At 73.6% G+C, this 25,055-nt stretch carries 20 protein-coding genes and 1 pseudogene; 8 read left to right on the forward strand and 13 right to left on the reverse strand.

Annotation, left to right across the window (positions count from 1 at the left end):
• The first annotated feature begins 225 nt into the window (after nt 1-225).
• Together H030_RS31270 and H030_RS0111270 are read left to right on the forward strand one after the other, a co-directional pair.
• Nucleotides 226-3,894 (forward strand): PIG-L family deacetylase, encoded by a 3,669-nt coding sequence (locus tag H030_RS31270; protein WP_269208524.1) that lies wholly within the window; start codon nt 226-228, stop codon nt 3,892-3,894.
• A gap of 139 nt (nt 3,895-4,033) precedes the next feature.
• A complete protein-coding gene (locus H030_RS0111270) occupies nt 4,034-4,810 on the forward strand; it encodes a DeoR/GlpR family DNA-binding transcription regulator (RefSeq protein ID WP_231398408.1) in 777 nt (258 codons plus the stop codon).
• Here the strand turns inward: H030_RS0111270 and H030_RS0111275 are convergent.
• Complete coding sequence (locus H030_RS0111275) at nt 4,794-5,939, reverse strand: glutathione-independent formaldehyde dehydrogenase (RefSeq protein WP_027006187.1); 1,146 nt, start codon at nt 5,937-5,939, stop codon at nt 4,794-4,796. The two genes, H030_RS0111270 and H030_RS0111275, sit on opposite strands and share 17 nt — an antisense overlap.
• Nucleotides 5,940-6,184: 245 nt before the next feature.
• Here H030_RS0111275 and H030_RS31275 point away from each other — a divergent pair, with 245 nt between their 5' ends.
• Nucleotides 6,185-7,267, forward strand: coding sequence for a hypothetical protein (locus H030_RS31275; RefSeq protein WP_051222347.1), 1,083 nt, complete (start codon nt 6,185-6,187; stop codon nt 7,265-7,267).
• A 20-nt stretch (nt 7,268-7,287) separates the two neighbouring features.
• Here the strand turns inward: H030_RS31275 and H030_RS36885 are convergent, their stop codons facing one another.
• From H030_RS36885 to dnaK, 9 genes and pseudogenes are all read right to left on the reverse strand, one after another.
• Entirely contained in the window at nt 7,288-9,495 is a 2,208-nt protein-coding gene (locus H030_RS36885) for a GGDEF domain-containing phosphodiesterase (protein ID WP_196809087.1), read from the reverse strand.
• Between the two features lie 60 nt (nt 9,496-9,555).
• Nucleotides 9,556-10,710, reverse strand: a complete 1,155-nt coding sequence (locus H030_RS0111290; protein WP_027006188.1) for a LuxR C-terminal-related transcriptional regulator — start codon at nt 10,708-10,710, stop codon at nt 9,556-9,558.
• Nucleotides 10,711-10,741: 31 nt separating this feature from the next.
• Nucleotides 10,742-11,211: pseudogene (locus tag H030_RS40585) on the reverse strand (YceI family protein).
• A gap of 78 nt (nt 11,212-11,289) precedes the next feature.
• On the reverse strand, nt 11,290-12,219 hold the full coding sequence (locus tag H030_RS36900) for a mechanosensitive ion channel domain-containing protein (RefSeq protein WP_051222351.1): 930 nt from the start codon (nt 12,217-12,219) through the stop codon (nt 11,290-11,292).
• Nucleotides 12,216-14,888 (reverse strand): ATP-dependent chaperone ClpB, encoded by a 2,673-nt coding sequence (gene clpB, locus H030_RS0111305; protein WP_027006189.1) that lies wholly within the window; start codon nt 14,886-14,888, stop codon nt 12,216-12,218. Before clpB ends, H030_RS36900 begins: the two co-directional genes overlap by 4 nt.
• A gap of 4 nt (nt 14,889-14,892) precedes the next feature.
• Nucleotides 14,893-15,177 (reverse strand): chaperone modulator CbpM, encoded by a 285-nt coding sequence (locus H030_RS0111310; RefSeq protein ID WP_081690697.1) that lies wholly within the window; start codon nt 15,175-15,177, stop codon nt 14,893-14,895.
• Nucleotides 15,174-16,124 (reverse strand): DnaJ C-terminal domain-containing protein, encoded by a 951-nt coding sequence (locus H030_RS0111315; RefSeq protein ID WP_027006191.1) that lies wholly within the window; start codon nt 16,122-16,124, stop codon nt 15,174-15,176. Before H030_RS0111315 ends, H030_RS0111310 begins: the two co-directional genes overlap by 4 nt.
• Nucleotides 16,124-16,606: a nucleotide exchange factor GrpE gene (locus H030_RS31295; protein WP_051222352.1), complete on the reverse strand. Its 483-nt coding sequence runs from the start codon at nt 16,604-16,606 to the stop codon at nt 16,124-16,126. Before H030_RS31295 ends, H030_RS0111315 begins: the two co-directional genes overlap by 1 nt.
• Nucleotides 16,599-18,506: a molecular chaperone DnaK gene (gene dnaK, locus H030_RS0111325; protein ID WP_027006192.1), complete on the reverse strand. Its 1,908-nt coding sequence runs from the start codon at nt 18,504-18,506 to the stop codon at nt 16,599-16,601. Before dnaK ends, H030_RS31295 begins: the two co-directional genes overlap by 8 nt.
• 132 nt (nt 18,507-18,638) lie before the next feature.
• On the opposite strand from dnaK, the gene H030_RS0111330 reads away from it, so the two are divergent.
• The 5 genes from H030_RS0111330 (at nt 18,639) to H030_RS0111350 (ending at nt 21,755) form a co-directional block, all read left to right on the forward strand.
• Nucleotides 18,639-19,154 carry an Hsp20/alpha crystallin family protein gene (locus H030_RS0111330; RefSeq protein WP_196809088.1) on the forward strand — a complete coding sequence of 172 codons (516 nt, stop codon included), beginning with the start codon at nt 18,639-18,641 and terminating at the stop codon, nt 19,152-19,154.
• A 9-nt stretch (nt 19,155-19,163) separates the two neighbouring features.
• Complete coding sequence (trxA, locus tag H030_RS0111335; protein ID WP_027006194.1) at nt 19,164-19,628, forward strand: thioredoxin; 465 nt, start codon at nt 19,164-19,166, stop codon at nt 19,626-19,628.
• Nucleotides 19,625-20,581 (forward strand): ornithine carbamoyltransferase, encoded by a 957-nt coding sequence (locus tag H030_RS0111340; protein ID WP_155891978.1) that lies wholly within the window; start codon nt 19,625-19,627, stop codon nt 20,579-20,581. Before trxA ends, H030_RS0111340 begins: the two co-directional genes overlap by 4 nt.
• Entirely contained in the window at nt 20,581-21,354 is a 774-nt protein-coding gene (locus H030_RS0111345) for a sigma 54 modulation/S30EA ribosomal C-terminal domain-containing protein (RefSeq protein ID WP_027006196.1), read from the forward strand. The genes H030_RS0111340 and H030_RS0111345 overlap by 1 nt, the downstream gene beginning before the upstream one ends.
• Nucleotides 21,355-21,494: 140 nt before the next feature.
• Nucleotides 21,495-21,755: a UBP-type zinc finger domain-containing protein gene (locus H030_RS0111350; protein WP_035126116.1), complete on the forward strand. Its 261-nt coding sequence runs from the start codon at nt 21,495-21,497 to the stop codon at nt 21,753-21,755.
• 14 nt (nt 21,756-21,769) lie between these two features.
• On the opposite strand, the gene H030_RS0111355 is transcribed toward H030_RS0111350, so the two are convergent.
• From H030_RS0111355 to H030_RS0111365, 3 genes are read right to left on the reverse strand one after another with little or no spacing between them, the layout of a single operon-like run.
• The gene (locus tag H030_RS0111355) at nt 21,770-23,425 is read right to left on the reverse strand and encodes an FAD-dependent oxidoreductase (RefSeq protein ID WP_035127346.1); all 1,656 of its coding nucleotides are present in this window, start codon (nt 23,423-23,425) and stop codon (nt 21,770-21,772) included.
• Nucleotides 23,422-24,219: a sigma-70 family RNA polymerase sigma factor gene (locus H030_RS31300; RefSeq protein WP_051222355.1), complete on the reverse strand. Its 798-nt coding sequence runs from the start codon at nt 24,217-24,219 to the stop codon at nt 23,422-23,424. Before H030_RS31300 ends, H030_RS0111355 begins: the two co-directional genes overlap by 4 nt.
• A gap of 3 nt (nt 24,220-24,222) precedes the next feature.
• Nucleotides 24,223-25,017 (reverse strand): sigma-70 family RNA polymerase sigma factor, encoded by a 795-nt coding sequence (locus tag H030_RS0111365; protein ID WP_027006199.1) that lies wholly within the window; start codon nt 25,015-25,017, stop codon nt 24,223-24,225.
• Nucleotides 25,018-25,055: the final 38 nt, after the last annotated feature.

A 25,055-nucleotide genomic window follows, 5' to 3' on the forward strand; every position in this document is an offset into this window, starting at 1 on the left:
TTGACATGGATGTCACAGCGAACTAGCTTCCTCGCGCGTCTTGTTGTTCGAACTCGTTCGAAAATGTGTTCGAGTGGTGGGAACTTGTCCAACGGAGGGAGTGGCGTGCAGCGCTATTTCGTGGGTCTGGTCGCGATGGTCGCGATCATGCTGGGGGCGGTGGGGACGGCGAGCGCCGCTCCCGCTTCGACGTACACGGCATCCAAGGCCGTGAAGATCAACGTCATGGGTGAGTGGGCTCACCCCGACGACGACACGAGCATCATCGGGCCGTGCGGCGTGTGGCATGCGCGCTACGGCGTCAAGTGCGGGATCATCATGGTCACCCGCGGTGAGGGCGGCGGCAACGGCGCCGGCACCGAGATCGGACCCGACCTGGGGCTGCGGCGCGAGAACGAGGACCGCGTCGCCCACTACCGGTCGGGCACCGTCGACATCTTCAACCTCGACCGCGTCGACTTCTTCTACAACTTGTCGGCGCCGCTGACGCAGCTGTTCTGGAACGAGAACGAGACGCTGCGCCGCATCACGCGCATCATCCGGATGACGCAGCCCGACATCTACATCGGGTTCAACCCGACGATCCAGGGCGCGGGCCACGGCAACCACCAGCAGGCCGGGCGCTTCATCTGGGAGGGCATCAAGGCCGCGGCCGACCCGAACATGTTCCCCGAGCAGCTCACGGGCCCCAACGCCCTGAGCACCTGGCAGGTCAAGAAGGCCTTCTCGGGCGGCTCGACCACCGGCACCGGCGGCAACGTCAACGCCGCGAGCTGCACCACGGGCTTCGTCCCGGCCGCGACGAACGTCGACACGGTCGCGGGCGTCTGGACCGGCTACGACTCGCCCTACAAGTGGGCCGCGGGCAACGTCCAGGGCAAGCCGGCCGGCTCGGCCAAGACCTGGGCACAGGTCGCCGCCGAGAACCAGAGGGCCTACCCGACGCAGAGCCGCACGCAGACGCAGACGGCGGCCGACCCCGGCTGCTCGCGCTTCGGCCAGACCTACGCGCGCGTCCCGTTCCAGCCGAACACCACGACGCCGGGCGGCAGCACCGCCAACACGGCGGCGGGCAGGGACGACGCGATCCTCTACGGCGCGGCCGTGCAGGATCCGGGCGGGTTCCCGCTCGGGACGCAGGAGTACCTGACGTTCTCGAAGTTCTACAACGTGCCGGGCCAGCCGTTCACGGCGACCCTGCACCTCAGGTCCGGCGGCGCGACGATCGCGGCGCAGACGGGCGGCGTCGCGCTGACGGTGCCCGCGGGCTGGACCGTCGACGGGCCCAAGAACCTGCCCGCGACGACGTCGGGCACCGAGACGACGGTGGACTTCACGGTCACGCCGCCGGCCTCGGTCGCGACGCTGGACGGCAACTACAAGATCGCGGCGCAGGTCAGCTCCGGCTCCGCGACCGGCTACACCGACAACGCGGTCCGCGTCGTCTCCCCGGTCGAGGGCCGCATGCAGCGCTGGGGCACCTGGGCCGAGTACGACAACTGGGTCGACAACACCGCGCCCGACGCGCGCCGTCTCGGCCGCTCGCAGGCCCTGCAGTCGATCGGGCTGGGGGAGACCAAGGCGATCACGGTGCGCGTGCACAACTGGTCGACGACCGTGCAGAGCGGTGACGTCTCGCTGACGGCGCCGTCCGGCTACTCGGTCACGCCGGCGACGCGCTCCTACAGCGCGCTGGCGGCGGGCCAGGAGACCACGGTCAGCTTCGACGTGACGAGCACCGCCTCGTCGCTGCCGGCCAACCAGGTCTCGACGTTCACCATCAACACGACCCACGACCAGCCGTCGACCGACACGTCGACGGAGTCGATGACGATGGCCGTCGTCCCGACGACGACGATCCCGAAGGCCACCGGGGCACCGGCGGTCGACGCGGTCGAGGGCGGCGACTACACCGGTCCCACGCTCGACCTCGGCCGGGTCTGGGAAGGTGCGGCCTGCGCGCCGGACGGCACGGACTGCGGCACCGGCAGCTACGCCAAGGTCACGCACACCGACGACGACCTGTACTTCTTCGTGCATGTCGTCGACGAGTTCCAGAGCTACGCGGCCACGCCGAAGGAGTGCGTCGCGCACTGGCTCGCGGACTCGGTCGAGCTGCTGGTCGACCCGCGCGGCAACGCCAACGTCAACGGCCGCGAGACGGCCAACACCTTCAAGTTGGGGGTGTTCCCGTTCACCAACGACCCGACCGGGTCCAACGGCAACGGCGTCAACGGCCCGTGCTGGTCGCGTGACGCCGACAACCACCAGGGCTACTCGACCGGGCCGCTGGCGTCCACGGTCAACCAGGGCCCGAACGCCCCGGGCGTGCAGGTCGCGTCCTCGGCGACGTGGGTCGGGTCCAACTCGACCGCCGTCGACCACTCCTACACGGGTGGCGCCTACAACCTGGAGGTGAAGATCCCGATCGCCGACCTCCCGGCCGCGATCGACCCGGACAACTTCACCTTCAACATCACGCCCTACGACAACGACAACAACGCGGCCGTGGCCGGCGGCGACCTGCGTCACATCGACGTCGGTCAGAGCCGGCTCGCCTGGTCGAGCATCGGCGGCGTGCAGGCTGCGCCGTACCGCTGGGGCCGGGCCAGGGTCCTGAACTACACGCCGCCGGCGGGCCAGCCGACGACGGCGCCGGACCCGATCGTCTCCAGCTCCAACCTGGACGGCACGAAGTCGCCGCAGACGATCTGGCAGTCGGCCCGCAACGGCGTGCCGATCGCCGGCCGGACGCCCGCTCCGGCAAGCAACCGGTTGACGATCGACAACGTCAGGCTGGCCGGCGACGGCGCGGACCTGGACATCACGTCGACCGGCACCGGTACCGCGCGCGTGTACCTGTGGTCGGGGCTGACCGGTGCGATCCCGGTGTTCACCAGCAGCTGCGCGGCGCCGACGGCGTCGAGCACGATGGAGGAGCTCATCAGCTACGGCCTCGACGCGTGCAGCGCCACCGACGGTGGCTACCCCGCGTGGGGCAGCGACCAGAGCGGGCGCGTGATCGCGTCGCAGGCGGTCTCGGTGACCGCCGGCACGCAGCACGTCCACGTCGCGCTCGACGCGGCCGGGCGGGCGAAGCTCGCCAAGGACGGCGCGGCGCTGGTCTCGTACCTGACGCCCGACGATGAGGTCCAGGCGTTCGACCTGCCGCTGGCCCAGGCCAGGCTGACGGTCGGCATCGGCGACGTCGGCGACGCCGACGAGCCGAGCCAGGTCGAGCTGCGGGCGCGGCTGACCGGCACCGATCCCTTCCCGGGCGCGGTGACCGGCACGGTCCAGTTCAAGGTCGACGGCCAGGACGTGGGTGCGCCGGTCAAGGTCGACGCGCAGGGCCGTGCGTCGCTGGCGACCGATGCGGTCACCGAGGCCAAGGGCCACGCGGTCACCGCCGTCTACAGCGGCGACGGCGACTACGCGACCCGGACGGCGACCTACACGGCGCCGGTCGACGCCGGCCCGGCGGGTCCCGCCGGTCCGGAGGGTCCGGCCGGCCCCGCGGGGCCGCAGGGCTCCACCGGTCCGGCCGGCCCGATCGGGCCCGTCGGTCCCGTGGGCCCGAAGGGCGCCAAGGGCGACAAGGGGTCGAAGGTGCTCATCACCGTCAGCTGCTCGGCGAGCGGCAGGACGGCCAAGTGCACCGTCAAGGAGGTCGGCGCGACGGCCAGGAGCAGCAAGGTCCGCGCGTCGGTGCGCCTCCAGTACGCCAAGTCGACCGTGACGCGCACGGGGCGCGGCACGGTCAAGGTGTCGCTGAGGACGAAGCAGCGGATGGGCAGGACCCAGAAGCTCGTCGTCCGCGTCACCAAGGACGGCAGGACGGTCAGCGCGACCGTCACGGCGGGCAAGCGCGCGCCCACCGTCTCGATCGGCTAGCCGGTCTCGGGAGGGGCGTCTCCTCACGCCCCTCCCGGCCGCGTCGATCGGATCGGAATCGCGGGCCCGGCGAAGGTCGCCGGGCCCGCCGCTCCGTCTGCTAGAAGTCACGCTGAATGATCGAAGCTGCTCGCCGCCTGTGACCTCTGCGCCCGGGACCCGTCACACCATTCCGGCCCAGCGCCGTCAGGAGATCCTCCGGGCGATCCGCGGCGGCGCCACGCACGTCTCCCAGCTCGCGCAGAGCTTCGGCGTGTCGGAGATGACCGTGCGGCGCGACCTCGACGAGCTCGCCCGCGACGGCCACATCGAGCGCGTGCGCGGCGGTGCCGTCACCGTCAGCGCCGAGCCGCCGTTCGGCCAGACGCTGATCGAGCGCTACGACGAGAAGAACGCCATCGGCGCCGCGGCCGCCGCGCTGGTCGAGGACGGCCAGACCGTCATGATCGACATCGGCACCACGACGCTGCAGGCGGCACGCCACCTGCACGGGCGCACGCTCACGGTCGTCACCTCGAGCCTCGCGGTCTACGAGGAGCTCATGCCCTACGAGACGATCGAGCTGATCCTGCCCGGCGGGACCGTGCGCCGCAACTACCAGTCGCTGGTCGGCATCCTCGCCGAGGGCGCGCTGCGCCAGCTCAAGGCCGACGTCCTGTTCCTCGGGACCAGCGCCATCGACGCCCGCTTCGATGTCTGGGACTCGACCATGGTCGAGGTGCCGATCAAGCGCGCGATGATCGAGGCGGCCGCCGAGGTCGTCCTGCTCGCGGACTCGGCGAAGTTCTCGATGGCCGGCCTGGTCCGCGTCTGCGAGGCGAGCGCGATCCAGCGCCTCGTCACCGACACGCCGCCGCCCGCCGCGGCCGCCGCGGCGGCCGAGCGGGCCGGCGTAACGATCACGATCGCGGCTTGAGGAGGACCTTCGTCCAGCCGTCGTCCCGGCAGTCGAAGTGGTGGTAGGCGTCCGGCGCCGCGTCGAGGCCGAGGCGGTGCGAGACGATGAACGACGGCTCCGCCCGGCCCGCGTGGATGAGGTTGCGCAGGTGGCGGTTGTAGCGCTTGACCGGGCACTGGCCGGTGCCCATCCTCTGGCCCTTGAACCACATCATCCCGAAGTCGAAGACGAGCCTGCCGTCCTGCTCGAGCTCGTCCGGGCCGCCCGGGTCCTCGGGGACGTAGACGCCGACGACGCCGATCCCACCGGTGAACCGCACCGACTGAACGAGCTTGTTGAGCGTGTCGTTGGGGTGCTCGTCACCCTGCGGGTCATGCGCCTGGTAGCCCACGCACTCGCAGCCGCGGTGCGCGCCGAGGCCGTTGGTCTCCTCGAGCACACGGTCGACGGGCGACTCCCTGGAGTCGTCGATCGCGACCGCGCCGATCGACTCGGCCAGCCGCAGCCGGTCGGGGTGCCGGTCGACGACCATCACCTTGCAGGCGCCCTTGATCGTCGCCGAGTAGGCGGCCATCAGCCCGACCGGGCCGCCGCCGTAGACGACGATCGTCTCGCCGGGCTGCAGGCCGGACATCTCGGTGGCGTGCCAGCCGGTGGGGAAGATGTCGGCGACCATGACGTAGTCGTCCTGCTTGTCCTCGGCGTCCTCCGGCAGGCGCAGCGCGTTGAAGTCGGCCCACGGCACGCGCAGCAGCTCGGCCTGGCCGCCCTGCCACGGGCCCATGTCGGCGAACCCGTAGGCGGCGCCGGCCATGTTCTCCCCGGGCTGGGCGGTGAGGCAGTAGTTCGTCAGGCCGCGGTTGCAGTTCGCGCAGAACCCGCACGCCACGTTGAACGGCAGGCAGACCCAGTCGCCGACCTGCAGCCGCTGGACGCCCCTGCCGACCTCGACGACCTGGCCGAGGTTCTCGTGGCCGAAGACCCGGCCCTGCTCGAAGTCGGTGCGGCCCTCGTACATGTGCAGGTCCGACCCGCAGATGTTCGTGGTGGTGATCTGGACCAGCGCGTCGGTCGGCTGCTCGATCTGCGGGTCGTCGACCTGCTTGACCGCCACCTCGCGCGGACCGTCGTAGACGACGGCCATCATGACGCCACCGCCCCGGCGGTGCGGTTGGCGCGCCCCTCTGCGAGCTCACCGGCCATGTCCTGCTCCCTTCGTCGTCGGACTGCGACCCGGACGCGGGCCACAGCGGTCTGATTCAGCCTTAGGCCGGAAGCCGCCGTTGTCATCGGGGACGGCGCGATCGTGTCGTGCGCCGTACGTCCCACCGCCGGGCGGCGCCTGCGCGGGTAGGACCCGACCATGTCGCTCGCGACCCGCTCCAGGGCGTGATGAGCCGCGGCATCGTGATCGGGGTGGTCACGTCGCCGGACGACCGCGGCCACGCCGAGAAGCTCGCCGAGGACCTTCCGCAGGCGCTGAGCGAGCACGTCGACCGGGCGACGGACTGGCGCGTGGAGGTGTGCGAGGCCGTGCCGGCGGACGCCTCGGCGCGACCGTCGGAGCTCACGGACGCGGTGCGGCGCCGCATGCTCGACCGCGGCTGGCAGCTGGGCATCGGGCTGACGGCGCTGCCGCTGCGCGCCGGTCGCCGGCCCGTCGCGACGACGGCGAGCGCGACGCATGGCGTCGGCCTCATCAGCATTCCCGCTCTCGGACCGGTCGGGGTCGAGAAGCGGTTGCTCGACGTGGCCGTGGAGCTCGTGGGCGGGCTGCTCGGCGAGGGCCGGGCCGAGGGTCCCGACGACGCCCGCGACGAGCGACTCAGCGCGCGCAGCGCCGAGCTGGCCGCGGAGCTCCCCGGCGAGCGGGGCGCGCGGCACGGCTCGCTGCGCTTCACCCAGCTCGCGGTGAGCAACAACCTGCGCCTGCTCGCCGGCATGATCCGCGCCAACCGCCCCGCCCGGGTGATGGGCCGCCTGTCGCGGTCGGCGACCGCGGCCCTGGGCACCGGCGCCTACGCGCTGAGCTCGGCGGGCATCTGGTCGATCGCGCACGCGAGCACGTGGCCGCGGCTGATCGCCGTCGGCGCGCTGGCGATGCTCATGATCCTGGCGTCGCTCGTCGCAGCACACGACCTCTGGGAGCGCACCGCCAACGAGGCGGCGCGCGAGCGCGTCGTGCTGTTCAACGTCGTCACGATCACGACGCTGGCGATCGGCATCGCGGCGCTGTTCCTCGCCCTGGTCCTCATCCTGGCGCTCGCGGCCGTGGTCACGATCCCGCCCGCCGCGTTCCGCGAGCAGGTCTCGGCGTCACCGAACGTCGGCGAGTACGCGCGGCTGGCGTGGTTCGCGGCGTCGGTGGCGACGGTGGGCGGCGCGCTGGGATCGCTCGTCGAGAGCGATCGCGCGGTGCGCGAGGCGGCGTACCGGCCCCGCGGTGGGGGCCAGGAGGCCTCAGCCGGCGACTGAGCCCGTGCCCGCGGTCGCCTTCAGGTGCGGCCGAGCACGTCCGCCACCGGCGCCGGCCGGGCGATCGCGAAGCCCTGGGCGCAGTCGACGCCGAGCTCGCGGAGCAGGTCCATGGTCGCGTCGTCCTCGACGCCCTCGGCGACCGTCCGCTGGCCGAAGCCGCGGGCGAGCGAGACCACCGCGCGCACGACCTCCTGGCTGGCGGCGCTCTCGGTGAGGTCGCGGACGAACTCGATGTCGATCTTGAGGTCGTCGATCGGCAGCCGCTTGAGGTAGGTGAAGCCGCCGTAGCCGGTCCCGAAGTCGTCGAGCGCCACGCGGCAGCCGAGCTCGCGCAGGCGGGTGATGAACCACTCGGCCGCGGCGGCGTCCTGGATGATCGCGGTCTCGGTGATCTCGAAGGCCAGCAGCTGCGGATCGGCGCCGGTGCGGCGCAGCTCGGCGCCGATGGCGCCCAGCAGGTCGGGGTTGCCCAGCGACTGCGCCGAGAGGTTCACCTCCACCGGATGGCCGCACGCGGCGTAGCCGATCCCCTGCGTGACGACCCATTGATCGATGTCGCCGATCAGACCGAAACGCTCCGCGGTCGGGAGGAACCGCCCGGGCGCGACCAGCGTCCCGTCCTCGTCGCGCAGCCGGATCAGCAGCTCGTGCTGGACCGTCGCGCCGGTCGCGAGGTCGACGATCGGCTGGGCGTGCAGCTCGAAGCGGTCCTCGGCGAGCGCGGCGCGGAGGCGCCCGATCCAGGAGATCCGCTCGAGCTGGCGCTCCAGCTCGCGCTCGCGCTCCTTGCGCTCGGTGATGTCCTTGAAGACGACGACGGTGCCCCGGACGCCGGCCGCCGTCTCGAACGGCGCCGCGCTCACCTCGACGGCGAGCTCGGTGTCATCGCGCCGGACGAAGACGTCCTCATGGCTGCGGACCGCGGCGCCGTCCGGTCCCGGCCCGCCCGTGATGCGGTCCATCAGCTCGCCCTCCAGCTCGAACGAGCGCCAGCCCAGCAGCTCCTCGCCCGCGCGGTTGAGGTACATCAGGCGGCCGTCGACGTCGAGCGTGTAGAGGCCCTCGCCCATGCTGTCGGTGATCGCGCGCTGGTAGTCGGAGGCGGCGCGCAGGCGGCGCTCGGTCTCGATCTGGGCCGACACGTCGACGCAGACGCCGACGATGCCGGCGGGCGCGCCGTCGCGGTCGACGAACAGGGCGGCGCGGACGTAGCCGGGGAACGTCGTGCCGTCGCGGCGGGAGACCTCCAGCTCGCCCTCCCACTGCCGGGCGTCGCGGATCTCGTCCAGGACGTCGGCCATCGTGCCGAGCCGGCCGGCCACCGTGGTCAGCTCGGTCACCGGGCGGCCGATGGCCTCGGCGGGCCTCCAGCCCAGCGCGTGCTGGGCGCCGCGGTTCCAGTGCGTGATGACCCCGGCGAGGTCGGTCGCGACGACCGTGACGTCGACCGCGTCGAGCAGGTGCGCCTGCAGGTGGATCTCGGCCTCGGCGCGGCAGCGCTCGGTGACGTCCTGCATCGTGTCGCGGACGCCGTAGCGCTCGCCGTCCTCGTCGCCGAGCGGCTCGATCCGCATCTCGGCCACGCGCAGCTCGTCGCCGCGGCGGTAGTGGTGCAGCAGCTCGCGGGGCTCGCCGTCGGCGCGCGTCGCGTTGGCGACCTCGATCAGGCGTGAGCCGTCGGGGTCGGCCAGCCGCGCCCGCGCCTCGACGATGGCCTGAGGATCCTGATGGGGTGGAAGGCCCAGGAGGCGGAACAGCTCCTCCGACCACCGTGCTTCGCCGGTCCGGTAGTCGACCTCGAAGCTGCCGATGTCGGCCATCCGCTGCGCCTGGCGCAGCCGGCCCTCGGCGGCGCGCAGGCGCTCGCGCTCGCGGTGCTCGTCGGTCGTGTCGCGCAGGACGCTGGCGAAGCCCGCGACGCCGTCGCCGTCGGCGGCCAGCGCCGAGGACGCGACGCTGACCGGGAAGCGCCGGCCGTCGCGGCGTTGGAACGTCAGCTCCCAGCGCGCCGAGCGCTCGGCCATCGACGCGGCGAACCTGCCGGCGATCGCGTCGATCTGGTCCTCGGGCCACCACGGGTAGGGCGGCTCCAGGCCCAGGACCTCGTCGCGCGAGTAGCCCATCATGGTGCACAACGCGTCGTTGACCTCGACGATCCGGCCGCAGGCGTCGGCCAGCAGGAGCCCGTCGGGCAGCGCCCGCATCAGCGCGTTGGCGTGCGTCATCACGCGCAGCATCGGCGCCGCCGGGGGCGAAGCACCATCGGGCGATCGGCGGATCCTGCGTCAGTCGATCAGGCCCGCACGCAGCGCGTAGCCGACGGCTCCTGCGCGGTCACCGACCCCGAGCTTCTCGTAGATGTGCTCGAAGTGCGTCTTGATGGTGGACAGGCTGACGACCAGCTGCCGGGCGATCTCCGGCCCGGAGCGGCCGTCGGCGGCGAGCCGCAGCACCTCGAGCTCGCGGGGTGAGAGCGTGCGATCGGTGAGCTGTGCTCGGCGGCGGGCCAGGAACGCGCCGACGTCGCGGCCGATCGCGCCGAACGTGCGCTCCAGGCTCGGGGTCCCGGCCCGGCGGTCGCCGCTGTAGAAGGTCAGCACGGCCAGCGGCCCGTCGTCGGTCAGCGCGGGGACGGCGACGCCCGAGGTCAGCCCGAGCTCGCGCGCGGCGTGGGGGCGGCCGAAGCTGGGGTCGGCCGCCATGTCGGCGACGACGACCGGGCGGCCGTGGGCCCACGCGCGGCCGGGCGCGCCCTCGCCGGGCGCGAACGTCATCGCCCGGGTGGCGAGCTCGAACGGGGTCGGGTCGGCGCTGCTCGCCGCGGCCGGCGAGGTCCAGAACGCGCGGCAGACCAGGTGCCCGCGGTCGCCGTCCCAGGTCCAGAGCGCGCCGTGGCGGTAGTCGAGCGCGTCGCCGAGGCGGGTGAGCAGGCCCATCACGCCGTCGTCGAAGGTGTCCCAGTCGCGCAGCGCGACCGAGACCGCGTAGTGGGCCTTGAGCTCGCGCTCGGTCAGGCGCTGCTCGGTGACGTCCTGCGCGGCGCCGATCCAGCGCGCCGGCCGGCCCGCGCGATCGCGCTCGATGCGGCCGATCGCGCGCAGCTCGCGGACCACGCCGTCGGGGCGCACGACGCGGTAGTCGATCTCGATGCCCTCCGGCGGGACGCTGTCGGGGCGGGCCACGACGGACTCCAGCAGCGCCGCCACGTAGCCGCGGTCGGCCTCGGGGACCGCGCCGAGCAGCAGCTCGGGGCCGGCCGGGATCGACTGCGGCTCGAGGCCCTGGATCCGGTACAGCTCGTCCGACCACGTCGCCTCGCCCGTGGTCAGGTCCCAGGACCAGCCGCCGATCGAGGCGAGGTGCTCGACGTCGGCCAGCAGCCTCTCCATGACCGAGCGATCCGGCGCGGCCTGCGCCCGTTCGAGGTCCGATCGCGACATGCGCACGGGACGCTACCGGTCATCGAGCCGCTCACGACGCCCGCACGGCCGAGACGTCGATCAGGACCCTGACCTCCTCGCCGACCAGCACGCCGCCCTTGGCCAGTGGCTGCTGCCAGGTCAGCCCGAAGTCCTTGCGGTCGACCGTCCCGCGCACGCGGATGCCGACCCGCTCGGCGCCCCACGGATCCTCGCCGGCGCCCTCCACGGTCGCGTCCATCGTCACCGCCCGGCGTCGAAGAAGTCCGGGCTCTTGAGGTGCTCGTCGCGGTCCGGGCTGCCGGTGTCGATGCTCGCGACCCTGGCCGTCCCGCGCACATGCGAGTTCGCGGGGTCGTCCTCGGCCGCCTCCAGCGTCCCGTCGAACTCGCGGAACTGCCCGCGGACCGTCGAGATCATCATGTGCTTGACCTCGAAGGCGACGCTGGAGTGCGCGGGGTCGACGGTCCACGTCCCCGCGGGCACGCGGACCATCCCCTGCTCGGTCATCAGCTGGGTCATGCGAGTGAACCTCCGTCGTCGTGCTTGGGGTGCATCGCTGGTGGTAGGCCGCCGCGGGCGCGCCGGAAGGGCGCGCGCTCACGACGCGGACGGCGACCGGGCGGCCAGCGGGGAGATCGCGTCGAGCACCTCGCTCGCGAGCTCCGGCCCGTCGGCGGACCGCGCGGGCGTGGCGCCGATCCGGACGACGACCTCGTCGCCGTCGAGCTCCTCGAGCGTCACGTTCGGCGGACCGCGCAGCGGCGTCCGCAGCGCCTGCTCGAGGCGCTGCTGGACCTCGACGGGCGTCGCGCTCGGCTGCAGCCGAGCCCGCACGTCCAGGCCCGTGGGCTCGCGCAGCGGCGCCACCGCGACGCTCAGCACGACCGAGTTGGGGATCATGATCGCGTCGGCGCCCTGTGTGAGGATGGTGTACAACAACCCGAACGAGCCGACGACGCCCTCGACGGATCCCGCCAGGCCGCCGCCCTGCATCCGGACGCGGTCGCCGACCTGGAACGGCCGCGCGCTCACGAGCATCGTGCCGGCGATCAGGTTGCCGAGCGTCTGCTGCGCGGCGAGGCCGAGGATCACGGCGGTGAAGGCGCCCGAGAGCGCGATCGTCTGCGGGTCCAGCCGCGCGACGCGCAGCGCGAGGATCACCGCGGCGACCATCGTGGCCAGGCGGATCACGAAGCCGGCGGTCCCCGCCGTCGCCGGCTCCAGGCGGCGGAAGAGGGCCGGCCCGAGCGAGCGGCCGACGTCGCGGGCCACCTGCCAGCCGAGCGCCACGAGGGCGACGGCGGTGATCACGCGCACGACGGTGTCCCACTGGCGGCCGAACAGCTCGATCCGGTAGTGGTAGACGAGCAGCACCCCGGCCACGGCCGGGGCCAGGACGAGCAGCTGGATCCGCGCGCGCTTGACCGCCCTGCGGCTCAGCTGGCGGGCGATCCCCGCCTCCAGGCGCGAGGGGGCGCGCGCGTCGCGCCGCCGCCGCCGTGGTGTCCGGTCGGCGGGAGCGCTCACGCGACCTCGGCCGGCTGCGGCGGCGAGCCGGCGGCGGAGCCGAGCTCGTCGAGCGCGTCGCCGCCGGGGTTGGACCACGTGACGACCAGCTCGCCGTCGCGGACGTCGAGCCGGATCGTCGCCCCGTCGCGGATGTCGCCGGCCAGCAGCGCCCGCGCGATCCGCGTCTCGACGTCGCGCTGGATGTAGCGGCGCAGCGGCCGGGCGCCGTAGACGGGGTCGTAGCCCTGCTCGGCGATGTGGCGGCGCGCCGCGTGGCTGAGCTCCAGCGTCATCCGGCGGTCGGCCAGGCGCCGCTGGACCGACTCGATCTGCAGCTCGGCGATCTGCTCGATCTCGTCGAGGGTCAGCGGCTTGAACAGCACGATGTCGTCGACGCGGTTGAGGAACTCGGGCCGGAAGTGGCCGCGCAGCTCGCCCATCACGCGCTCGCGCGCCTCCGTGGCGATCTCGCCCTCCTGCGTCATCCCGTCGAGCAGGTGCATCGAGCCGATGTTGGAGGTCATGATCACGACCGTGTTCTGGAAGTTGACCGTGCGGCCCTGCGCATCGGTCAGCCGGCCGTCGTCGAGGATCGCCAACAGCGTGTTGAACACGTCGGGGTGGGCCTTCTCGATCTCGTCGAAGAGCACCACCGAGTAGGGCTTGCGGCGCACCGCCTCGGTCAGCTGACCGCCCTCCTCGAATCCGACGTAGCCGGGAGGCGCGCCCATCAGGCGGCTGACCGTGTGGCGCTCCTGGTACTCGGACATGTCGAGCCGGACCATGTTGTCCTCGGAGTCGAACAGCGTCTGCGCCAGTGCGCGCGACAGCTCGGTCTTGCCGACGCCGGTCGGCCCGAGGAACAGGAACGAGCCGATCGGACGGCGCGGGTCCTTGATCCCCGAGCGCGCGCGGATGACCGCGTCGGCGACGAGCTGGACCGCCTCGTCCTGGCCGATGACGCGCTCGTGCAGGACCTCGTCGAGGCGCAGCAGCTTCTCGCGCTCGCCCTCGACCAGGCGGGCGACCGGGATGCCCGTCCAGCGCGCGACGACCTCGGCGATCTCGTCCTCGGTGACCTCCTCGCGCAGCAGGCGGGTCCCGCCTTGCTTGCTCTCCAGCCGCTCCTCCTCGCCGCGCAGGCGCTGCTCGAGCTGGGGCAGCGTGCCGTGGCGCAGCTCGGCCGCGCGGTTGAGGTCGTAGGCGCGCTCGGCCTCCTCGACCTGGCGGCGCACGTCCTCGAGCTCGGCCCGCAGCGCCTGGAGCTTCTTGATGGCGTTGCGCTCGGCCTCCCACTGCGCGGTCATCGCGTCGGCCTGCGCGCGCAGGTCGGCCAGCTCCTTGCGCAGCGCCTCCAGGCGCTCCCGGCTGGCCGCGTCGGTCTCCTTGGTCAGCGCCGCCTCCTCGATCTCCAGCCGCATCGCGCGGCGGGTGATCTGGTCGAGCTCGGCGGGCATCGAGTCGATCTCGGTGCGGATCACCGCGCAGGCCTCGTCGACCAGGTCGATGGCCTTGTCGGGCAGGAAGCGGTCGGTGATGTAGCGGTGGCTCAGCGTCGCGGCGGCGACCAGCGCGGCGTCCTGGATGCGGACGCCGTGATGGACCTCGAAGCGCTCGCGCAGGCCGCGGAGGATCGAGATCGTGTCGGCCACCGACGGCTCGTCGACGACCACGGGCTGGAAGCGGCGCTCCAGCGCGGCGTCCTTCTCGATGTGCTTGCGGTACTCGTCGAGCGTCGTCGCGCCGATGCAGTGCAGCTCGCCGCGGGCGAGCATCGGCTTGAGCATGTTGCCGGCGTCCATCGCGCCCTCGCCGCCGCCGGCGCCGACCACAGTGTGAAGCTCATCGATGAACAGCAGTATGCGACCCTCGGCGGCCTTGACCTCGGTCAGGACGGCCTGCAGGCGCTCCTCGAACTCGCCGCGGTACTTCGCCCCGGCCAGCACCGACGCGATGTCGAGCGAGAACACCGTCTTGTCGCGCAGGCCCTCGGGGACGTCGCCGCGGACGACGCGCTGGGCGAGCCCCTCGACGATCGCGGTCTTGCCGACGCCGGGGTCGCCGACGAGCACCGGGTTGTTCTTGGTCTTGCGCGAGAGGATCTGGATGACGCGGCGGATCTCCTCGTCGCGCCCGATCACCGGGTCCATCCTGCCCAGGCGCGCCTCGGCGACGAGGTCGCGGCCGTACTTCTCCAGCGCCTCGTAGGAGGACTCGGGCGTCGCGCTGGTCACGCGCTGGCTGCCGCGGACCTCGGTCAGCACCGACAGGAAGCGGTCGCGGTCGGCGCCGTGCTGGGCCAGCAGGCGCCCGGCGCCGGTGCGCGAGCCGGAGGCGAGCAGCGCCAGCAGCAGGTGCTCGACCGAGACGTACTCGTCCCTCAGCCGCGCGGCCTCCTGCTGGGCGTCGTCGAGCAGCAGCCCCAGCGCGCGCGAGACGGCCGGCTGGCCGCCGCCCGCGCCGCTGACGCGCGGCCGGCGCTCCAGCGCCTGCTCGACCGCGGCGCGCAGCGCGTCGACGTCGACGCCGCTGCGCGCCAGCAGCCGCGGAACGAGGCCGTCGGGTTGGTCGAGCAACGCGAGCAGCAGGTGCTCGACGTCGATCTCGGTGTGTCCGTAGCGCAGCGCCTTGGTCTGGGCGTCGTGCAGCGCCTCCTGGGACTTCTGGGTCAGGCGTTCGGGATCCATCAGGTCACCTCGGACGGGAGCGGTTCAGTTGCGCTTGGAGGTCGTCGATGCGCGCCAGCAGCTCGCAGACCAGCACGGCGGCGGAGTAGTCGAGGCCGAGGTCGCGGCGCAGGCGCGCCGCCTGAGCCAGCAGCGCCGGCGCGGCGGGGGAGTAGGTGGGGCGGACGAGCCCGAGGCCGACGAGCCGGCGCACGACGTCGGGGTGCAGGCCGGACTCGCGCGCGAGCCGCTCGATCGCGGGCTCCCGCGCGACGGCCACGGCGCGGACCTCGAGGACGGTCGTGGTCATGCTGCCGCGCTCCGCGGGTCGAACCGCTCCGACGCCTCGGCGAGCTGCTGGTAGGCCCGCTTCTCGTCGCGCCTGAGCCTCCTCTGGACGACGATCTTGACGATCGCGTACAGGTCGCCCCGCTCACCGCCCGGGCCGGGCATGCCCTGGCCGGCAAGCCGCAGGCGGCGCCCGCTGGACGAGCCGCCCGGGACCTTGACCGTCGCGTCGCCGTCGAGCGTCGGCACCGGGACCCTGGCGCCGAGCGCCGCTTCCCACGGCGCGACCGGCAGGTCGACCTCGAGGTCGCGGCCGTCGACCCGGAAGCGCGGGTGCGGGCGCAGGCGCACGCGCAGGAAGAGGTCGCCGCTGGGCCCGCCGCCGACGCCCGGCGCACCCTCGCCCGCGAGCCGGATGCGCTGGCCGTCGCGCACGCCGGGCGGGATCGTGACCTCGTAGTCGCGGCCGTCGTCGAGCGTGAAGCGGCGCCTGCCGCCGCGCGCGGCCTCCTCCAGCGTCAGCTCGATCGTGGCCTCGTGGTCGCCGCCGCGCAGCGCGAACCCGTCGCCGCCGCTTCCGGGTCGCTGCCGGCGGCGGCCGCCGCGGGAGGTGGCACGGCCGCCGCCGAACAGGCTCTCGAAGAAGTCGCTGAAGTCGGCGTCGCCGCCGGTCCCGAAGTCGAAGCGGACGTCGCCACCGTCGCGGCCCCGGAACCCGTCGGTGCCGCTGACGTCCTGGCCCGCGCGCCAGTCGCGCCCGAGCCGGTCGTACTGGGCGCGCTTCTCGGGATCGCGCAGGACCTCGTAGGCCTCGGAGATCTCGCTGAAGCGCGCCGACGCGTCCTGGTCCTTGCTGACGTCGGGATGGTTCTCGCGCGCGAGGCGGCGGTAGGCGCTGCGGATCTCGTCGGCGCTCGCCCCGCGCGGCACGCCGAGCACCTCGTAGTAGTCGCGGTAGCCGACGGCCATCACGCGGCGCCGTCGTCGCGCGGTCGCTGCGCCACCGCCACGAGCGCGGGGCGCAGCACGCGGCCGCCGCGTACGTAGCCGGGCCGGACCACCTCGACGATCGTGCCGTCGGGCCGGTCGGTCGCGGCCCGGACGTCCACGGCCTCGTGGCGCTCGGGGTCGAACGCCTCGCCCGCCGCGCCGGCCCGCTCGACGCCCTGGCGCGCGAGCGTGGCCGCGATCTGGTCGGCCACCGCGCGCAGCCCGTCGCCGACCGCGCCCTCGCCGTCGATCGCCAGGGCGCGATCGACGCTGTCGGCGACCTCCAGCCAGTCGCCGATCAGCGCGTCGGTGCGCTCGGCGACCAGCCGGTCGACGTCCCTGGCGGTGCGCTTGCGGTAGTTGTCCAGGTCGGCTCGCGCGCGCCTGAACCGGTCGTCCAGGCGCGCGACCTCGGCCTCGAGCTCGGCGGTCTCGGGCGGGTGCTCCTGCTGCTCACTCACGGGTGAACTCCGCATCGACGACCTCGTCGTCGTCGGTCGCGCCCGCTCCGCCGTCGCCGTTGCCGTTGCCGCCTCCGTCCGGGCCGCCGGCCGCCGATGGCTGCTGCGCGGACGCCGGCAGCGCGTGGACGAGCTGCTCGAGGTCGGCGATCAGCGGCCGCACGCGATCCAGCCCGGCCTGCTCGGAGATCGCCTGGCGCGCGTCGGCGACGAGCTGGTCGGCCCGCGCCTTCTCGTTGACGGGCAGGCTGTCTCCGAGGTCGGCGGCGAGCTGCTCGACGCGATAGGCGAGCGAGTCGAGCTCGTTGCGCGCGTCGATCTCCTCGCGGCGGCGGCGGTCCTCCTGGGCGTGTTGCTGAGCTTCGCTGACCATGCGCTCGACGTCGGACGGGTCGAGGTTCGCGCTCTCGGAGATCGTGACCGTCTGCTCCCTGCCGCTGGAGAGGTCCTTGGCCGACACGTTGAGGATGCCGTTGGCGTCGAGGTCGAACGTGACCTCGATCTGCGGCACGCCGCGCGGCGCGGGCGGGATGCCCTCCAGCCGGAAGCGGGCGAGCTGGCGGTTGTCGGCGGCCAGCTCGCGCTCGCCCTGCAGGACGACGACGTCGACCGCGGTCTGGTCGTCCTCGGCGGTGGTGAACGTCTCGGTCCGCCGCGCCGGGATCGTCGTGTTGCGCTCGATGACCTTGGTCATCACGCCGCCCATGGTCTCCAGCCCCAGCGACAGCGGCGTGACGTCGAGCAGGACGACGTCCTCGACCTCGCCCTTGAGCACGCCGGCCTGGATCGCCGCGCCGAGCGCCACGACCTCGTCGGGGTTGACCGTCATGTTGGGGTCCTTGCCGCCGGTCAGCCGGCGCACGAGGTCCTGGACGGCCGGGATCCGCGTCGAGCCGCCGACGAGGATGACCTCGTCGATGTCGTCGGCGCTGAGCTTCGCGTCGCCCAGCGCCTGCTCGACCGGGCCGCGCGTGCGCTCGACCAGGTCCCTGCTCAACTGCTCGAACTGCGCGCGGGTGATCGTGATGTTGAGGTGCTTGGGCCCCGCGGCGTCGGCGGTGATGAACGGCAGGTTGATCTGCGCCTGGGTCGAGGACGACAACTCGACCTTCGCGCGCTCGGCGCCCTCGTAGAGGCGCTGCAGCGCCTGCGGATCGGCGCGCAGGTCGATGCCCTGGTCCTTCCTGAACTCGTCGGCCAGCCAGTCGACGACGCGCTTGTCGAAGTCGTCGCCGCCGAGGTGGCCGTCGCCGCTGGTCGAGCGGACCTCCACGACGCCGTCGCCGACGTCGAGGATCGAGACGTCGAAGGTGCCGCCGCCGAGGTCGAAGACCAGCACGGTCTCCGACCCCTTCTTGTCCAGGCCGTAGGCCAGGGCGGCCGCGGTCGGCTCGTTGATGATGCGCAGGACCTCGAGGCCGGCGATCTTGCCGGCGTCCTTGGTCGCCTGGCGCTGGGCGTCGTTGAAGTACGCGGGGACGGTGATGACCGCCTCGGTGACGCGCTCGCCGAGGAACTTCGCGGCGTCCTCGGCCAGCTTGCGCAGGACCAGCGCCGAGATCTCCTCGGGCGCCTGCTGCCTGCCGCGGACCTCGAAGCGGACCGCGTCGTTGGGCCCCCTGACCACCTTGTAGGAGACGATCTTGCTCTCCTCGGAGACCTCGTCCCACTTGCGCCCGACGAAGCGCTTGGCGGAGTAGATGGTGGCCTCGGGGTTGAGGATCGCCTGGCGCTTGGCGACCTGCCCGACGAGTCGCTGCCCGTCGTCGGTGAACGCGACCACGGACGGGGTGGTCCGCGCGCCCTCCGCGTTCGGGATGACCTCCGCGTGCCCGCCCTCCATGGTCGCGGCCACGACGGAGTTGGTGGTGCCCAGGTCGATGCCGACGGCCTTGGCCATCGTCGGTCCCTCCTCGTTGACGTGCGGTTGGGGTTCGTGCCTTCACCTAGGGCGGGACGGGGGCTTGGCAAGGGCGGTCCGCGGCCTAGGAGCCGGGACACCGGCAACGACGTGAAGGAGGACCCCATGGCCGTGCTCGTACGACGCCACAACGGCGGCCGCACCCCGCAGCACATGCAGCCCGCGCAGCGCTACCAGCCGTACCGCGAGCTGGAGGAGATCCAGCAGCAGACCGCCCAGATCCTGGAGCAGATGATGGGCGTGCCGGCCGAGGTGGTCCGGCCGTGGATCCCCGACGTCGACATCGAGGAGACCGACGACGCCTGGATCCTGGAGGCCGAGCTGCCCGGCGCGCGCGCCGAGGACGTCCACGTCGAGACCGACGAGGGCGAGCTGACGATCCGCGGCGCGATCACCGAGCGCGAGCGCGCGGGCATCCTGCGCCGTCGCACACGACGCGTGGGTGAGTTCGAGTACTCGGTGACGCTGCCCGGGCTGAGCGGCGACGTCGAGCCCCAGGCGCGCCTGCACCACGGCGTCCTCGAGGTCCGCGTGCCCAAGCCCGAGCAGTCCAGGCCGCGCCAGGTCCAGATCCGCGAGGGCGACAGCGACCAGGGCAGCGGCGGCGACAGCGCCTCCGGGAGCTGACCGCCGGCCATGCCCGCCGCCACGGCGATCGTCGTCTGCCCGCACTGCGGGCGCAAGAACCGCCTCGCGCCCGCCGCCGAGGGCATCCCGCGCTGCGGGAACTGCCACAACGCGCTGCCCTGGGTCGTGGACGCGACGGCCGCCACGTTCGCCGAGGAGATCCGGGCCTCGATCCCGGTCCTCGTCGACTTCTGGGCGCCGTGGTGCGGGCCGTGCCGGATGGTCTCGCCGGCGGTGCAGCGGCTGGCGGGCGAGCTGGCCGGGCGGCTGAAGGTGGTCAAGCTCAACACCGACGAGGCGCCCGAGATCGCCGGGCGCTACGAGGTCCAGGGCATCCCGCTGCTGGTCCTGCTGCGCGACGGCGCCGAGGTCGACCGCCGCGTCGGCGCCCATCCCGAGCCCGCGCTGCGCGCGTGGCTGGCGCCGCAGGCCGGCGACGCACCGGCCCCGGCGTCGCCGGCGGCGGCGTCATGAGCGGGTGGGTGGGAACGACGTCGATCGACTGGCCGCCCGACCTCCTGCGGGCGACCGACCTGACGCGGGTCGCGCTCGACGAGCTGCTCGCCCTCGCCGGCCGGATGAAGGCCGAGCCCGCCGGCTGGACCGGCGCGCTGGCGGGCGCGGCGCTGGCCTGCCTGTACGAGGTCCCGACGACCCGCGCCGGCCTCTCGGCGCAGGTGGCCGCGCATCGGCTCGGGATGGAGCCGGTCACGATGCGCCCCCACGACCTCGACGACGAGGACGAGCCGCCGGAGGACGTCGGGCGGATCCTGTCCGGCTGGAGCGCGGCGATCCTCGTCCGCGACCTGCCCGACCCGGACCTCGCGCGGCTGGCCGGCGCCGCGACCGTCCCGGTGGTCAACGCGCGCTCGCCCGAGCACCACCCGTGCCAGGCGCTGACCGACGTCTTCACCGTGCGCGAGCACTTCGGCGAGCTCGACGGCCTCGTGCTCGCCTACGTCGGCCCGTCGGGCAACGCGGCGCGCTCGCTGCTGACGATCGGCGCGCTGGCCGGGATGACCGTGCGCGTCGCCGCGCCGCCCGGCCACGGCCCGGAGCCCGAGGACGTCGCGGGCGCGGCGATCCTGGGCGAGCTGCACGGCGGCCAGGTCGCGCTCGTCGAGGAGCCGCGCGAGGCCGTGGCCGACGCCGACGCGATCGTCACCGGCCCGTGGCCGCGGCCCGCCGACCCGGTCGAGCGGCGGCGGTTGCACGAGCGGCTGGCGCCGTACTGCGTGACGCCGCCGCTGGTCGAGCACGCGGCGGCGCGGGCGATCGTCCTGCACCAGCTGCCCGTGCACCGCGGGGAGGAGATCCGGGCGGCGGTCGTCGACCATCGCCGCTCCGTCATCTGGCGCCAGGCGGCCAACCGCGTGCCGGTCGAGCAGGCCATCTTGTACGCCTTGAGCGGTGGGGGTGAGGGCTGATGGAGATCGAGGTCAGCGCGCCGGACGTGCCCCCGCGGCTCGTCGAGCAGATCCGCCGCCGCGTCGCCGGCCTGGAGCGGCTGGTCGACGACCCGCCGCCGGAGGTCCGGCTGACCGTCCGGCCGGGCCCGGCCCGCTCCGGCCCGAACGCGCAGCGGCCGTTCGTCGCCGACGCCAGCGCGCCCGACCGCGGCCGCGTGCTGGCCGCGCACGCGCTCGGGCCGACCGCGATCACCGCGGCGGCGGCCGCCGTCGAGCGCCTGCGCCGCCAGCTGCGCCGGACCCGCGACGAGGAGGTCGCGCTGCGCAACGAGCCGCGCGTGATCGCCCGCGGGATCGCCGACCTGCGGCGGCTGGAGCGCCAGCGTCCCGAGGTCGCGCGCAAGCCGGCCGAGGAGCGCCGGATCGTCCACCGCCGCACCTACTCCGTGGAGCCCGAGCCGACGCTCTCGGCGGTCGCCGACCTGCTCGACGACGACCAGGAGTTCCGGCTGTTCGTCCACGTGCTCACCCGCGAGGACGTCGTCGTGCACTGGCGCGACGACGGCCGCGTCGGCCTGCTGCACCCGCAGGGCAGCGCGCTGGCCGGCGAGGGCCCGCCGGTCGTGCCCGAGCCCAGCCGGTACTCGGAGCCGCTGCCGCTGGCCGTCGCGCGCAGCGAGATGGACGTGCTCGACCACCGGTTCCTGTACTTCATCGATGAGGACGACGGGCGCGGCAAGGTGCTCTACCTGCGCTACGACGGCGACTACGGCCTCGTCGAGCCGGGCTGACCGCTGCGTGCGTGACACCGCGCCGGCGTCCTGGACGTGCTGCTGCTGCGCGCCGCGCCTCGGCGCGCGGCGACCGCCGGGCGGACGTGACGGCGCCGGCCGCATTGGGAGCCGGGCCGGGGCGGCCTATGGACAAGGACATGGCCATCTCCTGCCGTCATCTCGCGATGATCCGCCCGGTCGGCCCGCGCACGCCGCAGGGCTGTGAGGAGTGCCTGCGGATCGGCACGCCGTGGGTGCACCTGCGCCTGTGCCTGACCTGCGGCCACGTCGGGTGCTGCGACTCCTCGCCGATGCGCCACGCGCGGGCGCACGCGCTGACGATCGAGCACCCGATCGTCCGCTCGCTGGAGCCGGGTGAGGACTGGCGCTGGTGCTACTACGACGAGACCTACGTGTAGGACTCGATCGACGGTCAGCGCAGCGTGCCGAGGTGCTCGTGCACGAGGCGCACGGCCATCGAGCCCTCGCCGACCGCCGAGGCCACGCGCTTGATCGAGCCGCTGCGCACGTCGCCGACGGCGAGCACGCCCGGCCGGTTGGTCTCCAGCAGCAGCGCGCGCCGCCCGTCCTCCTCGCCCTCGGCGCCGGTGATGACGTAGCCGCCCTCGTCGAGCGCCACGACGCCGCGCAGCCACTCGGTGTGCGGCTCGGCGCCGATGAACACGAACAACGCCTCCGCGTCGAGGCGGCTGCGGGCGCCGCTGTGCCGGTCCTCGACGACGACGGCCTCCAGGCGGTGGTCGCCGAGCAGCTCGCGCACCTCGAGGTGGCGGTGGACGCGGACGTTGGGCAGCGCGCGGATGCGGTCGGCCAGGTAGCGCGACATGTTGACCTCGAGGTCGTCCTCCCGGAGCACGAGGTGGACCTCCGTGGCATGACGGGCCAGGAACGTCGTCGCCTGCCCGGCCGAGTTGCCGCCGCCGACGACCACGACCGGCGCGCCCGCGCACCACTGGGCCTCCACGAGCGTCGCCGCGTAGTACACGCTGTTGGACTCGAAGTCCTCCAGGCGCGGCACCTCGAGCTTGCGGTAGCGCGCCCCGGTGGCGATCACGACCGCGCGCGTCTCGAGCGCCTGGCCCGACGCGAGGCGGATCACGTAGCGACCGCCGGAGCGGTCCAGGGCGACCGCGGTGGCGGGGACCGCGAGCCGCGCGCCGAACTTCCGCGCCTGGATCGTCGCGCGCTCGGCCAGCTCGGCCCCCGACAGGCCGGCGGGGAAGCCGAGGTAGTTCTCGATCCGCGACGACGTCGCGGCCTGGCCGCCGGTCGCGACGGCGTCGAGCGCGACGGTCGCCAGGCCCTCGGAGGCGCCGTAGACGGCGGCGGCCAGCCCGGCCGGGCCGGCGCCGACGACCACGAGGTCGCAGACCTCGACGGCGGTCGGGAGGTCGGGCAGCCCGATCGCGCCGGCCAGCTCGCCGGGCGTCGGATTGCGCAGGACCTCTCCGTGCCAGATCACCACCGGCGTCTCCTGCGGCGAGACGCCGAGCCGCTGCAGGAGGTCCTCGGCCGACGCGTCCTCCTCGAGGTCGATCCAGCGGTGCGGCACGCGGTTGCGGGCGCAGACGTCGCGCAGCTCCCGCGCCCGCGGCGAGTAGCGCGAGCCGACGATCTTCAGCCCGGCGCCGAGGCCGATCAGCAGCTCGCGGCGGATCAGGTAGGCGCGCAGGATCAGGTCGCCGAGCGCGCTGTCGCGGGTCGCCAGGTCGCGCAGCCGTTCGACCGGGACCTCGAGGACGCTGCCCGCCCGGTGCACGACCGCGCTGAAGAACGCGGGCTGCCCGGTCAGGAGGCCCAGCTCGCCGAGGAAGCGCCGCGGGCCGTGGACGGCGATCAGCCGCTCGTCGTCGCCCTCGCCCTGGACGATCGCCACCCTGCCTTCCAGGACGACGACGAAGTCGTAGTCCTCGTCGCCCTCGCGGAACAGGACGTCGCCCGCCCTCGTCGTCCGCGTGCGGCCGGCCGGCGCGAGGCGCGCGAGCTGCTCGTCGTCGAGCCGCGGATAGGCGCCGTCGTGGTCGGGCGTCTCGGGCAGCGAGGTCGCGGAGGCTGCGTGCGCGCTCATCTGCGTGGTGCGGTAGACCGCCGACCACCCGCGGCAAGCGCGCCCGGCCGGCATTCGGCGGGCGCGGTCCTCCGCAGGCGCGCGAGCACGTCCTGCAGGATCCGCGAGACGTGCATCTGCGAGAGGCCGACCCGCCGGCCGATCTCGCGCTGGGTGAGGTCCTCCTCGAAGCGCAGGCGCAGGATCTCGCGCTCGCGGGGCGTGGCCCGGCGCAGCATCGCCTCGACCGTGCCGCGTTCGAGCGCGCGGCCGAAGCCCGCGTCGTCGGTGCCGATCGTGTCGCCGAGGCTGTCGCTCTCGGCGTCGCTGCGCGGCACCTCGAGCGAGACCGGGTTGTGCGCGCGCATGACCAGCCGGCCCTCCAGCACGGTGCGGCGGTCGCAGTCGAGGCGGCGCGCGAGCGCCTCGGCCGTCGGCCGTCGCCCGGTCTCCAGGGCCAGCTCGGACGCGCTGCGGTCGACGCGCAGGCCCAGGACCTTGAGGTCGCGTGGCACGTGGATCAGCCACGTGGTGTCGCGGAAGTGGCGGCGCAGCTCGCCCATGATCGTCGGCGTCGCGTAGGACGAGAACATGATCCCCCGGTGGGGGTCGAACCGCCGGATGGCCTTCAACAACCCGAGCACCGCGACCTGGAGCAGGTCGTCGAACGGCTCGCTGCTCGAGCGAAAGCGCGCGGCGAGCGAGCGGGCGAGCGGCAGGTAGCGCCGGATCAGCACCTCGGCGTCGACCGGATCGCCGGGGTCGGCGTAGCGGGCGAACAGACGGCGCTCGAGGAACAGGTCGGGATCGGGCATCGCTCAGCACCCCGCGTCGCACGAGTCGCGCAGCTTGTCCAGCGCGCCCTGCTCGATCTGGCGGACGCGCTCGGCGCTGACGCTCAGCTCGGCGGCGATCGTGCGGAGCGTGCGCGGCTCGCCGTGAAGGCCGTAGTGCTCGGTCACCACCATGCGCTCACGCTCGCTGAGCACATCGAAGACCTCGCACAACCGGTCGGCCGCGTCGCGCGACGGGATCCGGTCGAAGGGGTCCTCGGCGGCCGGGTCGCTGAGCATCTCGCCCAGCGCGCTGCCCGCGCCGCGGTCGGCGACGACCGGCTCGTCGAACCCGCGTGGCGATCGCTCCGCGGCGAGCAGGAGGCCGAGGTGCTCCGGCCCGAGACCCGCCGCCGCGCCCAGCTCGGAGACCGACGGCGAGCGGCCCTCGTCCTGGGCGAAGCGGCGCTCGGCGGCGCGGATCCGTGCGAGCTGGCGCAGCGCGCGGTCCGACAGCACGACCGGCCAGGTCAGCTCGGCGACCAGCTGCTGCATCGCCTGGCGCACCCAGAACGAGGCATAGGCCCAGAACGGCGTCTCCCGTCCGGGGTCGTAGCGGTCGACCGCGCGCAGGAGGCCGACGATGCCCTCCTGCATCAGCTCGGAGTGGTTGACCGCACGAGCCCCGCGGTAGCGGTGCGCGACGGAGCCGATCAGCGGCATGTAGGCCTCGACGAGCTCGGCACGCCCGGGGCCGTCGTGTGCTTGCGCGGCCAGCAGCAGCGCCGGCTCGTCCGGTCGGCCTGCGCGGCGGTGGGGCATCTCGCAGATGGGCGTCATGGTGCGACGATGCCCGCGGGGGAGGGCGGAGCGTTCGT

Origin of the sequence: Conexibacter woesei Iso977N (assembly GCF_000424625.1) — a bacterium.
Taxonomy (GTDB): Bacteria; Actinomycetota; Thermoleophilia; order Solirubrobacterales; family Solirubrobacteraceae; genus Baekduia; species Baekduia woesei_A.